The sequence below is a fragment of the Natrinema sp. HArc-T2 genome (assembly GCF_041821085.1).
Taxonomy (GTDB): Archaea; Halobacteriota; Halobacteria; order Halobacteriales; family Natrialbaceae; genus Natrinema.
Map to the genome: position 1 here is coordinate 65,069 of NZ_JBGUAZ010000003.1, position 13,785 is coordinate 78,853.

8 protein-coding genes and 1 pseudogene are annotated in these 13,785 nt (G+C 61.0%); 5 read left to right on the forward strand and 4 right to left on the reverse strand.

What is annotated here, in order from left to right:
- The first annotated feature begins 1 nt into the window (after position 1).
- The 4 genes from ACERI1_RS07925 to ACERI1_RS07940 are packed head-to-tail and all read left to right on the forward strand — an operon-like array spanning position 2 to position 4,486.
- Positions 2-961 carry a hypothetical protein gene (locus tag ACERI1_RS07925; protein ID WP_373617556.1) on the forward strand — a complete coding sequence of 320 codons (960 nt, stop codon included), beginning with the start codon at positions 2-4 and terminating at the stop codon, positions 959-961.
- Position 962: 1 nt separating this feature from the next.
- The gene (locus ACERI1_RS07930; RefSeq protein WP_373617557.1) at positions 963-1,913 is read left to right on the forward strand and encodes a hypothetical protein; all 951 of its coding nucleotides are present in this window, start codon (positions 963-965) and stop codon (positions 1,911-1,913) included.
- 5 nt (positions 1,914-1,918) lie between these two features.
- Positions 1,919-3,037, forward strand: a complete 1,119-nt coding sequence (locus tag ACERI1_RS07935; RefSeq protein WP_373617558.1) for a sulfatase-like hydrolase/transferase — start codon at positions 1,919-1,921, stop codon at positions 3,035-3,037.
- On the forward strand, positions 3,038-4,486 hold the full coding sequence (locus ACERI1_RS07940; RefSeq protein ID WP_373617559.1) for a lipopolysaccharide biosynthesis protein: 1,449 nt from the start codon (positions 3,038-3,040) through the stop codon (positions 4,484-4,486). It begins immediately after the preceding gene.
- 510 nt (positions 4,487-4,996) lie between these two features.
- Here the strand turns inward: ACERI1_RS07940 and ACERI1_RS07945 are convergent.
- Positions 4,997-5,344, reverse strand: a pseudogene (locus tag ACERI1_RS07945) (ISH3 family transposase); the annotation flags it as partial.
- Positions 5,345-5,610: 266 nt separating this feature from the next.
- On the opposite strand from ACERI1_RS07945, the gene ACERI1_RS07950 reads away from it, so the two are divergent.
- Positions 5,611-8,517 (forward strand): oligosaccharyl transferase, archaeosortase A system-associated, encoded by a 2,907-nt coding sequence (locus ACERI1_RS07950; RefSeq protein ID WP_373617560.1) that lies wholly within the window; start codon positions 5,611-5,613, stop codon positions 8,515-8,517.
- 592 nt (positions 8,518-9,109) lie between these two features.
- On the opposite strand, the gene ACERI1_RS07955 is transcribed toward ACERI1_RS07950, so the two are convergent.
- The 3 genes from ACERI1_RS07955 to ACERI1_RS07965 all read right to left on the reverse strand — a co-directional run bounded on the left by ACERI1_RS07955 (position 9,110) and on the right by ACERI1_RS07965 (position 13,782).
- Entirely contained in the window at positions 9,110-11,191 is a 2,082-nt protein-coding gene (locus ACERI1_RS07955) for a hypothetical protein (RefSeq protein WP_373617561.1), read from the reverse strand.
- A gap of 66 nt (positions 11,192-11,257) precedes the next feature.
- A complete protein-coding gene (locus ACERI1_RS07960) occupies positions 11,258-12,448 on the reverse strand; it encodes a Cdc6/Cdc18 family protein (RefSeq protein ID WP_373617562.1) in 1,191 nt (396 codons plus the stop codon).
- Positions 12,439-13,782, reverse strand: a complete 1,344-nt coding sequence (locus ACERI1_RS07965; RefSeq protein WP_373617563.1) for an anaerobic glycerol-3-phosphate dehydrogenase subunit C — start codon at positions 13,780-13,782, stop codon at positions 12,439-12,441. Before ACERI1_RS07965 ends, ACERI1_RS07960 begins: the two co-directional genes overlap by 10 nt.
- Between the last annotated feature and the right edge of the window lie 3 nt (positions 13,783-13,785).

Consider the following 13,785-nt stretch of genomic DNA (forward strand, 5'->3'; position numbering starts at 1 on the left):
AATGACTCTCTCAGACTGGCTCAACGAGTCGCAAGATAGAATCGCCGAACACGGCGTCAGGATCGGCGGAATTGAGGCTGCCAAAGCGTTTTGGACCGGTATGCTCTGTCGCGTCGGTGAGCGCTGGAACTACGGCACGCCCATTTTCGAGGAGGACTGGGATGTGCTAGTCGTCCTCGACACCTGCCGGCCAGACGTCCTTGAAGAGGTCGCGACCGACTACGAGTACGTCCCCGCCGAGGTTCCCACGACCTCCTCCATCGCGTCGTGTTCTCCCGAGTGGATGGCGAAGAACTTCGCCGAAGAGTACCACGGCGAACTCGCCGAGACTGCCTATGTCACGGCCAATCCCTTCTCGGACGGCCACGACGAGGAGAAGTTTGGTTTGCTGGACGAGGTCTGGCGCTACGCGTGGGACGATGAGTACAAGTCGATTCCGCCAGAGCCAGTCACCGACCGGGCTATCGACGTGATGCGGACCCACGACCCCGAGAGGCTCATCGTTCACTATATGCAACCCCATGAACCGTATCGGCAACTGGTCGAGAAGTACCCTCACTGGTTCGAAGCCGACGAGAAGGCTGGGGGCGAGCGCCTCCGCTACTGTGCGACCGACTGGAGCCTCTGGGACAAACTCCGGCACGGAGAAATCACCCGCGAGGAGCTTTGGCCGATGTATCGCGACACGCTCCGATGGGTGTTGGACGACGGCATCGACACTCTCTTGCGGAATGTCGATGCCGACAACGTGGTTCTCACTGCCGACCACGCTGAAGCGTTCGGCGAGTGGGGCATCTACGCTCACCCCGAGAACCTCCCGCTGCCCATCGTCAAGGAGGTCCCGTGGGTGCAGGTTTCGGCGACCGACACCGGGGAGTACGAACCGCAGGTCGAAGCTGAATCGGAATCGCTGACCGACGAAGAGGTTTCGAGTCGCCTCGAAGCACTCGGGTACAAGTAGCATGACGTTCGCAGACTGGCTTCAGGAGTCGAAGCACAAGATCGACGACTACGGACTCGCCGGCGGTGCCCAGTCAGCTGTACTGGACTTCTGGGGAGGGTTCGCACGCCGGGCGTGCCACCACCTCGGCCTCGACCGCGATGGGATCGGCATCTATGAGCGTGACTGGGACGTGCTGGTCATCCTCGACACCTGCCGAACTGACGTGCTGACGGAGGTTGCGGACGATTACGACTTCCTGCCCGACCGAATCCCGACATTTACGTCGCTGGGTTCGACCTCGTGGGAGTGGATGGCGGACAACTTCAACACGGAGTACCGCGAGGAGATAGCCCGGACGGCTTACGTGACGGGCAACGCTCACACCAAGCGACTCGGCGACGAGTTCGAGGCCGACCCCGAGTGGTTCGGCCTGCTGGACGAGGTCTGGGAGTACGCCTGGGACGAGGAGTTCGACGGCATTCCTCCTCGACCGGTGACAGACCGGGCCATCGACGCGATGCGAGCCCACGATCATGAGCGCCTCGTTGTCCACTACATGCAACCCCACGCGCCCTATCGATCGCTTGATATCGATTGGCGGGTTGGAAACCAGCAAGACGCCGACGCTGGAAAGGTCTGGGACTTATTGCAAATCGGTGAACTCTCACGCGAGGAAGTCTGGTCGGCCTATCGCGACAACCTCCAGTGGGTGCTAGACGACGTGGGGCTACTCTTAGACAACATGGACGCCGAGAAGGTCGTTCTCACGGCCGACCACGGCGAGGCCTTCGGTGAGTGGGGCTTGTACGGCCACTACCGCCACGTGCCGATTTCGGTGCTAAAGAGGGTCCCCTGGGTTACGACCACCGCGACCGACTCAGGTACCTACGAACCCGAAACCGAAACGGCCGACGCCAACCTGACTGGCGACGACGTTGAACAGCGCCTACAAGCCCTCGGATACAGGTGATTTACATGATAGAAAATACGCTACTCGTAACCGTCGATTCTCTGCGCTACGACCACTACAAGTACATGGAGCGAACGCGGGAGTTCCTCGGCGACGCCCACCCCGCAGCGTTCGCCACCATCACCGCGACACCGGGGAGTTTCCAGTCGATCATCGGTGGCATCTACCCCGGCGAGGTCGGCATCGACGCCGACACGACGGTCATCCCGTCGCTCGACCACGAGTACAAACACGGCATCTCGACAAACCGGTTTCTCTCCGAGCGGTATGGCTACACCATCGGTTTCGACGAGTTTACCGAACCGAGCCGCGAAGAGGAAGGGATCAAGGACAAGGTCGCACGCCACATGAATCCCAAGAGTACACTCTACGGCGTGGCCTCCCGCGTCTGGAACGTCGTCCAGAGCGTGCAGGGTACCGTCGGCGAAGTCGGTCGGGAGTATCGACCGGCAGATGACGTAATCAACGAGTTCCTTACCAAGACCGACGGCCGAGACGATTGGTTCGGGTGGCTTCACTTCATGGAGCCACACCACCCGTACAACCCGGACGACGCGCCCGTCTCGCGGAGCGAGGCCCAACAAATCAGTCGGCGCGTGCTGGACGGCCGGGGGAGCGAGCGCGACAACCGGATCGCCCAGAAGCTATACCGCGGTGAGGTCGAGGAACTCGACCGCGAACTCGGCGAACTCTGGGAGACCATCCCCGACGATACCCGCGTCGTTTTCTGCGCTGACCATGGCGAACTCATCGGCGAGGACGGCCAGTGGGGCCACCACAAACACCTCCTGCCAGGCATCCTGCGAGTTCCGTTCGCCACCCGAAACGTCCCTGTCGAGAGCGACGTGGTGAGCCTCGTGGACGTACCCTCCTACCTCGCGGGCGAGGACTTCGGACAGGGCCGGCTCGAACGCGAGGTCGCCTTCGCGGCCCAGAGCGGTCAGCAGGCCGCGATGAACCGATACCACATTGCCACCGAGGACGGCGTCCGGACCCTTGACGGCGACCCAGCAGACGACCCCCAACTCACTCGCGCTCAGCAGGAGTTCACCGGGTCGGGCGAGCGCCCCGTCTCGAAAGAGGATCTTCCGCATGACGATCTCGAAGCACTCGGATACCTATAAATGAGCACGGCTGAATTGGACATCGGCAGGGAGGCGTTGCTTTCGCTGGTTGCGAAGCTGACGATGTCCGTGTTCGGGTTCATCGGCGTCATCATTTTCGCGCGAGTGCTGGGGTCCGCTGGTGTAGGTCGCTACTACTTTGCTTTGGCGGTCGCCATCTCGCTCGTCAGGGTTCCGGCAGGCATCGCCAAGGCCATTCAAAAGCGCGTCAGCGAGGTCGATAAGAGTCCGGAAGAGTTCCTCGCGGTCGGACTGATCGCCCACATCGTGTATCTGGGCGTCGTCGGCATCCTCGCTTTCTTGCTCGCGCCCTATCTCCCACTCGAAGAGGTCGCTACCGAGGAGATACTCGGCATCCTGCTCGTGCTGGGGAGCGTCGGTCTATTCCAGATACTTAATAAACTCTATGCGGGCATTGGCAACCCCGGTGCGTCGCTGTGGTTCGACACCCTCCGGAGCGTCTTCACACTCGGCTTCCAATTGGCCCTGCTCTGGATCGGGATGGAAGCGTTCGGTCTACTCGTTGGCCTTGCGGCCGCGACAGTCCTGACTGCGGGCATGGTCGCGTTCACCAGCGGCGTCCGACCGTCAGTCCCCACGCGAGAGACGATTCGGTCCACGGGCGAGTTCGCGCGCTGGAGTGTTCCGACCGCGATGGTTGGTGACCTCTATAAGCGCGCTGACCCGATTCTAATTGGCATCTTTGCGGGGGCCAGCGCGGTTGGGTTCTACGAGACGGCGATCCGCCTTGTGCTTCCGGCCTCCCAACTCGCGGCATCCATCAGCAACCCCCTCCACGTGAAATCAAGCGGCCGCTCGTCGCTCGGCGAGGACGTGTACAACGACGTAGCGAACGCGATGTCCTATGCGGGACTGTTTGCTATCCCAATTTTTTTCGGTGCGCTGGCAATTCCAGATGTGCTGATGCGGACTTTCTACGGAAAGGAATTCGGAAATGCGGGCATCGCTCTAGTTGGCATTGCACTGTTCTATATCTTTTATACCTATCAGATCCCATTGGAAGCAGCCATCAGCGGGACCGACAAGCCTGAACTAGTGTTTCGAGTGAAGCTCGTCGGGTTGGTAGGTTTCGTACCGCTGGGAATAGGTCTGGCAAAGTTCTACGGCTTCCCCGGCGTTATCGCTGCGACACTGGTAAGTGAATTGTTAATGTTCCTAGTGTATCAGTATATCTGCCACGATGTGTTTGATCAGGTTGTCCTACCAAAGCCGATCGGAGCTCAAATAGTTAGTGGTGTAATAATGTTCACTCTATTGACTTATGTTGAAAAGTTACTTTTGCTTGATACTTGGGTTCCGGTCATCTCCCTAGTGGGGATCGGGGCAATAGTGTACTTCACGGTGCTGTCGATTATGAGCTCTCACTTCCGACTAACTGCTCGCAGCGTTTTCTCGCCCCTTGTTCGTCAAGTCGAACAAATCACGTAGACCAGTTCGGTATGCTGTACGGTCACCTTTCACCACAAACGGCGCCCGACGGCATTGCTAGATTGAACCCTTCAGTGTGAGTGCTTCAACTGGCGGTTGATCGTCGAGTGCTTGATGACTGCGGTGGTGGTTGTAGTCGGCGGTATAGGCAGTCAGCCAGCGCTCGAGTGGTCTGCGTCACTTCTGAATCGTGGCTACGCCGGTACGCTGTTCGAATCCGGCGACTCGAGCGAACGCTTCCGAAACGAGTATTCAAACCAAACCCCAATCACTCCGGCGCTGGCCTGACTGCGATTCCATGTTTCGTGGAACCGCTCGATTCGCATCGTATAGGTCTGAAAGAGCTTTTCAACGATGTTGCGGTCAGTGTAGTTGAGATCGCCGCTGAGAGTAGTTCGGGCAAGGGCAGTCAGGTAGCCCATGCCATCAACGAGAAACTCCGCGTCTGCGAGCGGTATTTCTCTTTCAGTTCCTCTAAGAACTGTTCAGCGGGATCTCGGCCCCTGTGCTTCGAAAGTCGTACTCAGTATAGACCTCCACCTGCTTGGGGAGCAGTTCGACGATGTCTCGTCGAAGAAGCGTGTTAGCGACTCGTTCGAGCCGTTCTGGCTCGAGCTTCGTCCGCAGGTGGTAGAGGATCGTGTTCGCCGATGGCGAGTCTTCACTGGAGTTGCATAGCGTCGAGATCGAAGTCCCGTCGGCGGTTGCGCCGACGAGGACCTCGTAGAGGTCCTCTGCATCGATTTCAGCGTTGTTGGCGAGGTTCAGAGAAACTTCCTCGTCAAGTCGGTTGACGAGGAAGTTAAGGAACTGGTCTTCGTGGATTTCACTGTCTGCTTGCTGCTGGTGCTTGGACACATCTTCAGCAAGCAGACGTTCTAACTAACCGGCTTTGTGAGGTACTGAATCTAGCAGTGCCCTCAGCAGTTTGGTTAACATCGCTTTTCAGCTCCCGCTTTGGCATCTTTTTGAAATGTATGATTGATATCTTATGTAAATAAAACACCTATAGAGTTAGAATATTTCTAATCAACAGCACGGGATTGGCCACATTTCAAAATTGGTTATCGACTGTTGCGGGTATATGACAAGACTTATTCTTGGCTTCGGTCTGGTGCAACCTAATGAGTACAGACACCGAACACGTCGAGGAAGGGACCAAAACTACCCTCCTCGAGTCGTGGCGGAACTGGTATCACCTCCCTGTACTCGGGGCTGTGATACTGTTCATGCTCTGGGTTCGGACCCAGTCGTACGACAGGTTCGTCACCGACAACGGGACGCCTGCGCTCGCGGGAATCGACTCGTGGTATCACTGGCGGACGATCAACTGGACGGCCGAGAACTATCCGCACACGATGCCCTACGAGGTCTGGACAGGGTTCCCGACCGGGAACTACGTCGGCCAGTTCGGGACGCTGTACGACCAGCTCATCGTCACTGCGGCGATGATCGTCGGCCTCGGCGATCCGTCCCAGCAAACCCTGTATACGGTCTCACTGCTCGCAGTTCCAGTCATGGCCTCGCTCGTCGCGATCCCTATCTTCTATGCGGGACGGCGACTCGGCGGCACGCTCGGCGGCCTCGTTTCCGTCCTCGTTATCGCGCTCTCGACTGGACAGTTCCTCTCCCGCTCGACTGTCGGCCAACTCGACCACCAGGCTGTCGAACCGCTCTTCATGGCCATTGCGGTCGTCTCGATGATGGTCGCCGTCACCGCAGGTGAACGCGAGAAACCGATCTACGAACTGGTCGTCGACCGGGACTGGACCGCGCTTCGGACGCCCGCGGTCTATAGCGCCCTCGCTGGAGTCGCACTGACGCTGTACATCTGGGTCTGGCCGTCGGGGGTTCTGCTCGTCGGCATCTTCGGCGTTTTCTTTGCCGTTCAACTTACTCTCGACTACGTCCGTGGTAGCTCGCCGGATCACATCGCCTTCGTCGGTGCAGTCAGTCTCGGTGTAACTGCTATCCTAACGGTACTATTAATTGAACAACCCGGTAGTACGAGTCCGACGACTCTGGGACTTCTACAGCCGCTGGCAGCTCTCCTCGTCGCCGCCGGCTGTATTTTCATGGCCTGGCTCGCCAGAGAGTGGAACAATCGTGACCTCGAGCGCCGCTACTACCCTGCTGCGATCGCAGGCATCATCGTCGCCGCAATGGCCGTCATGTGGCTTGTACTTCCCGGACTCTATAGCACGCTTATCGGGAACCTCACGAGCCGGATGATCCCGCTCAATCCCGGGACGGGGACGCTCACTATCGTCGAGGCCCAGCCGCCGGACGACTTCTTCGGTCGCGTCTTCACCGAATTCGGCAGCGCGTTCTACACGATGCTCGCCGGCCTCGCCTTCCTCCTGATTCGACCGTTGTTCGGTCGCAAATTCCGCGCCGAACACACGCTCGTGGTCGTCTGGTCGCTGTTCCTGATCAGCATGGCCGCAACACAGGTGCGGTTCATGTACTACCTCGTGCTCGCGGTCGCGATCGTCAACGCGGCGTTCGTCGCGGAATTCGTCCAACTGTTCAATCTCGATCTCGAGAGCAGCCTCGAGTCCATCAGATCCCTCGAGACCTATCAGGTGATCGCCATCGTCCTCGTGGTCTTGCTCCTCTTTGCCCCACTCTTGCCGCCACTCGCTCAGGGTGCAACTGCCTGGGAAACTGGCAAAGCGACTGGCCCCAGCACGGACGCCATGACGTGGGAGGGCTCGAACGAATGGCTCCAAGAGAATACGCCCGCGCCGGGGAACTACGGCGGGGCGAACAACGCCGACCAACTCGACTACTACGGCACGTACAACCCGGGTGATGGCGACTACGAGTATCCCGAGGGGGCCTATGGGGTCATGTCGTGGTGGGACTACGGCCACCTGATAACGACCCAGGCCGAGCGGATTCCTCACTCGAACCCGTTCCAGCAGAACGCCCGCTCGTCGGCGGCGTTCCTAACCGCTGAGTCCGAAGAACGCGGCGAGGCAGTCCTCGACGGAATCGCCGCGGGCGAACCCGTCGCCGATCGCTCGACCGACGACCTCCGACAGGCGGTCTCGGACGCTGAGACGATCGAGGAGATCCGGTACGTGATGATCGACTACGCGATGGCCGGCGGGAAGTTCGGTGCGATCACGCAGTGGACCGGACCCGAATATAGCTACTACGTGACGCCGGAGGACTACAACGGTCAGCCGATCAGTTCGGATGAGGTCGGCCAGGTCTTCGGTGACCTGCCGTACGACGACACGATGGTGTCACAGCTGTACTTCGACGACGCAGCGGACATGGAACACTACCGGCTCGTCCACGAGAATGCAGAGGCCGGAACGGCGTACTACGTCAGTTACGCGTACGTCAGTGACGGGCAGGTCGTCACCGTCGACGAAAACGGCCAGCCGGTCTCACCTGGACAGGGCCAGCCTGCAGTCGTCGTGAATCAGCGGGTCTCTCAGAGTCAGCTGCTGCAGCTTCAGAACGACCCGAGCCGACAGGTCTTCGATGCGAAAAGCGCAGCTGCCGTGAAGACGTTCGAACGCGTGCCGGGTGCGACGATCACCGGCACCGCTGACGGCGTCACTGACGCCGAGAACGCCACCGCCGTGGCCACGGTCGAACTCGAGACGAATTCCGGTCGGACGTTCAATTACACGCAGCGCGCCGACCTCGCGGCTGATGGCAGCTTCGAACTGACCGTGCCGTACGCGACGAACGACGAACTCAGCGTCGAAGACGGCTACACCAACAGCAGCGTCGAGGCGACCGGCAACTACACCGTCACCGTGGTTGAAACCGTCGGGGCGGAGCCGAGCTACTACAGTGGCGAGACGACCGTCCCCGAGCCCGCCGTGGTCAAGGGTGACAGCGTCGACGTCACGCTCGAGTCGGTTGCAACGCCGCCGAGTAACGTGACGGACGGAAACGAAACAGACGACGGAACGACCGACGCGGAAAGCGACACCTCGTCGGGTAACGGAACGGAGACCAACACGACCAACGCACTCGCGCCGGTCGCGGCTGAACCGGCACCCTAAGCGAATTCGGTCGATTCCGATTCGAATCGCGGTTCTGTTTTCGGTGGCGTGCCGCAGCGAGAACGCGTTCGATTGCGTTTCGGCTCGACTGTCTAACAGGAATATCCAGAGCGACTGCTGCTGCTGATCTACAGTAGCTACTGAACGTCACTGCATACCCGATCGCACGACGGGCGTGCGGGTCGGAGCGAGTACCGCGAGCGAGAAGATGATGCGATCGGTGTGTGAATCGTTTCAGTTGATACTATCATCTCACTTTCGCAACCCCAACACGACTGCCGTACCTGTCTTGCTGGCCATTCGTTTATAAGAAACCATATATGTAAGTATAAGATAATTTTATTTCGATTGGTGACAACCATTGGAATGTGATGTCCGCGAAAGACCGCATGAAAGACTACCTTGCACAGCACCCCCGAATGATTGGCGCCCTGTTTACCCTGTTCGTCCTGCTCAGTCAGGCAGGGTCAGCAGCGGCTGGCGGTATGTCTCAAGTTGGACCCTAATATCGACACACGCTAGTACCGGAGCGGTTGCCTGCGACCCGGATTAGAACCAGCGACGATCAGCAGTGACACAGCGTCGGCTATTCTCACTCGAGCAGTGACGTTCCAATTCCATCGTTCCAGTGTAACGCTGCCTCGGAGACGATGGGGAAGTCAATCCAGGTCAGATACTCCCGGAGTGGCGCCTCTTCGACCGGCGCGGTCGGCGTGTGTCCCGGCGTGAGATGGCAGTCGGAGACCGACTCGAGTGACGATGCCGTGACGGTTCCCAGCGTAAACTCCTTGGTCGAGTACGATGTGACCGAGAAATCGAACGCGTCGTCGTCACGGGGGTCGACCTCGACGAGCATCGGTGCACAGCCGTCCGACTGGGCGATGTCGGTCGACCCGTCGCCGACGATGAGATACTGGTCGCCGAGCATCGAGTTCTCACGGGCGATCTCGAGTGCACCCCGGAGCGGAAAGCCGCGGTTGAGCAGTCTGGCCATGGTTTCGCCGGCTGTCACCGCCTGTTCGTTGATCACGTCGGCGTACGTGCTGACGCCGCCGAACGCACCCCGACGGGTGAGCGCGAGCCCCTGTTCGTAGGAGCGACAGGCGTTCAAAAAGAAGACGCCCACGTCGACCGACTCGAGGGTGCGGACGTCGAGTTCGCCGTCGGGACAGCGCAGACCGTCTTCGGTCGCGTGGCCGATGAAGTGGAAGAAGTCGTAGCCGCCGTCGGTCAGCAGGGTCGCCAGCCGGTCGGTGTCGACGCCGAACTCCGAATCGATCTCGAAGGGGAGATCCGATCGGTTGCCGTAGCTGCCGTCGAGCAAGTCGTGTTCGTCCATCATCCGGGCGTCGTTACAGACGAGCAAGAGTTCGATCGACTCGACTGGCTCTCTGTGCTGGAGTTGGTTGCGGTAGGCCTCGATCGTCGCTTTCGAGGCTTGCTGGGGAACACCGTCGCCAAACCAGGCGTGTTCGACGGATTCACCGGTCACAGCGGGAACGACGAACTGTGGCTCGTCGTTCTCCGACGGGGCCGAGCGAGCCCGCGTCGCCGAGCGGACGAGTTGTGAGCTCGTCGGCTCCGTGTTCGTGGTCGGGACCGACGCGAGCGTCTGATGGCGCGTGTCACGAACGATACCGAGTTCGTTGACGACGAACGGGAGCAGCGGGGCGCTTTCCGGCGTCGACGGAACGTGAGCGGTCAGCGGCCATCGGGGGAGATACGGGTCGATCACGTCGAATGGAACCTCGAGATAGCGCTCGAGGCGATCTGCAAGCGACAGTTCATACGTCTCTGCAACGTTGAAGGGAAGATCGGCTTCGAGCGCCGATCGTTCGAGGAGATCGTACTGGAAGAACCCCTCAGTTCGAACGAGACAATCGAGGAAGAAAAACCGCTTCAGGAGGTCGGCGACCTCGTCTTCGAACGCGTGCCCGGTCGAGAGTGGATACTCGAATCCCGGCGTCTCGAGTGTCGGCTCATCTCCGGGGTGTATCGTGGCACCCAGGAAAAACGCGAGCGGCGCGACCTGGAACAGCGACGAGTACTCCCGCGGCACGGTAACCGAGATGTCGCCGTCCGGTCGGTCGACGACATCGGGGATCTCGAGTCGGTCGCCGAGTTCGATCAGCGGCGGATGCCCACGCAGCGTCGGCCACGTCCGTTCGGGCGAGGTGGTCTTCAGCGCGGACGGGAGCGCGGAGACAGCAGCCATCATCGAGTCGATATCCGGTGGGGTGGTAATCGTTCCCCGCGGCTGGTCGTGCAGCGATCGGGCACCGAGTTCGATCGTCGTCTCGCGATCGGTCGTGATCGTGATCGACGTCAGTCCGATGTCGATCGTGCCGGGTGCGTCGATGCGACAGTACAGTTTGATCGGGCCGCTCAACCCGACGAACTGGGGCCGATCTTCGAGCCGGCTCGTTTCGCTGGCGTCGAAGCTCGCTTCCGTCCGACCGGTCGCGTCGTGAACGGTGACGGAGTAGAGTTGGTTGAACCCGAGTTCGTCGGTCTCGAGTCGACAGGTCCGATCGACCGGGAAGCAAAACTGCGCCGGCTCGCTGGCGTCGAACGCCACGGTGCCTGGAGTTTCGATCTGGAGGCGGCGTTGCTCGATCGAGTCGGACACCTCGAGCCCGGTCGGGGCGGTCGTTTCCGCAAACGAGATCGTCATAGCTCAGCCGTTGGTGACTGTATCCACTCACCCCATGATCAAAAAGAATTGTATCGGTCGGTCGGGCTACGCGCTGTCGCTGTCGGTCCCATCGGCGGATGGGATCGCCGTCGCTGCGAGCGACCGGAACGCAATCGTCGGGAACAATGGTCTGACCGTACTCGGCTGGCGCCCACTGCCGCGGTTGGACGTCGACAGCGGCACCCGTTCGATGACGCCGCGATCCGAGAGTTCGTACAGGAACCGTTTGACCGTGCCGGCAGTCAGCGACGATCGGTCCGCGATCGCGGTCGCGATTTCGCGAATCGGGCGGTCGGTCGCATCGAGGTCAGTGAGCGTCAGCAGCACCTGCTGGCGGGTCTCCGACAGCGCCAGCGCACGACCGACGTGGACGCCGGCTTCGGGCACGTCGGCCCGTGCGGTCTCGAGATGGCTGTGTTCGATTCGATCCGCATCCGCCTCGCTCGCGAGGACGGCAGCCCCGAACAGCGCCGCGAGCGCGTCGTGGGCGTTTCCGTCCGCCCAGCCAGCCAGCTCACGCACAGCGCCGTGGTCAAGCGCGCCCGCCGCGAGCCCCGTCGAGGCGCGGTCGGTGATCACGTCGACGAGTTCGTGGTCGCGATAGGCCGGCACGGTGACGGTTTCACCCTCCCAGTCGTCGGGCTCGTGTTGGCCGACCGGGACGATCGTGACGTGTGCGTCGACCGGGGCCAGGAGGTCGCGAGCGCGCCCGACATCGAGCGTTTCGGGTTCATCGTGATGATCGATCGCGACGATCACGCGCCGATCGGGGCGGTCGAGCCTGTCGCGCAGCCGCGTGCGCAACTCGTCGGTCCCGATGCCGCTCTCGGGGACCGGTTCACTCGAGATCAGCGACAGGACGGCCCGGTAAAACGAGAAGGGGCTCTCGATACGGCGACCGTCGACGGTCCCGAACCACGTGATCGGGCCGGCAGCTCCGGCCCGCGTCGTCGTGCCGATCGAGCGCGTCGAGCCGCTGAACTGGTCGTTGAGCGCATCGAACAGGGCAGTCACGATCGCGGACGTGCCTGAGCCCTGCGGACCGACAACCGCAACCGGCGGCGGCAACTCGCTGTCGAAGACCGGCTCGAGCGCGTCGAGCAGTTGTTCCAGGACGGGACCGCGGCCCACCGGCTCCGGTCGGTGGAAGACAGGACTGAGGTGATCGCGGTCGACGATGACGCGTCCGCCCTGTCGTGCCGACCGCCGGCGAGCGATTCGCTCCGCTAACTCCATTCCTGAGCGTCTGTCTCCGCTGCCGATCCGACGAGCGCTGCCTCGAGCACCTCGAGCGTGTGGGTGATTTCGTAGCCGGTGCCGTGTTCCATCTGCATCGAGCAGGTCGGACACTCCGTGAGCCCAGTGGTCGCCTCGGCGTCTTCCATATGCTCGAACATTTCTGCCCCGATTTTCATGGAGGTTTCGTAATTCTCCTCCTTCCAGCCGTACGTCCCGGAGATCCCCGAACAGGAGTCACCGACGTCGTGGGCGTCGACCCCGTCGATGGCGTCGAGCACCTCGACTGTCTGGCCATCGAGCCCCTGATTCCGGGCGTGACACGGCGCGTGGTATGCGAAGTCGTCGAACTCGTCGCCGACCGAGGTGCCATCGAGTTCGCCCTCGAGATCTTCATTGACCCGGAGGTACTCGACGGCGTCCCAGGTGTTCGCGGCGACCTCTTCGGTCCCCTCGAAGTCGAACAGTTCGGGGTACTCCTGGCGGATCGACATCGAACACGAACTGCAGGAGGCGATGATGTCCGCGCCGTCTTCGAGGGCCGCGGCGAGTTCGCGGACGTTCGTCTCGGCCGATCGGCGTGCGTCCTCGAGCATGCCGTTTGCGAACATCGGCGTGCCCGAGCAGTGCTGGTCGGGGACCATGATCTCGTAGCCGAAGTGTTCGTAGACCCGAACCAGCGCCTTGGCCACCTCGGGGGTGTTGTAGTTCGCATAGCAGCCGTGGAAGTAGGCGATGCGCTTCTCGTCGTTTTCGACTTTTGCGCCGCCTCTTGCCGTCCACCACTCCCGGAAGGTCTCGGTCGCGAACTCGGGGAACTCCCGTTCGCCGGTGATCCCGAGGACCTTTTCGCCGAGCCACTGCGTCGCCGAGAGCCCCATCACGAAGTTCGTCGTCCGCGGGAACATCGAGCCCAGCGGCGCCAAACGCCGGTAGTTCGCGAGCATGCGATTGCGCCAGTACTCCCGCGAGAACTTGCTCATGTTCTCCTCGACGTACTCGGCGCGGGCGGTGTTGTGCATCTGCGAGAGTGGCACTTCGGAGGGACAGGCGCTGTCACAGCGCATGCAGTTCGAACACTTCATCACCGAGTCGTCGATGTCGTGATCGTCCTGGCGCTTGAGCCGCCACTGTTCGGGCCCCTGGAACTTCGGGCCGGGGAACTCGTCGTCGACCTCGGCGACGGGACAGTTGGTGTCGCAGGTCGAACATTTGTAGCAGTTGTCCGCCCCCGGTCGGAGGTCCATCTCCTCGGCCTCTGGAAAGACCTGAATGGGCTCGAAGTCGTCGTCTCCCTGTACGCCATTGTCGGTCGGCTGGTGTGCATCGCTCATCGA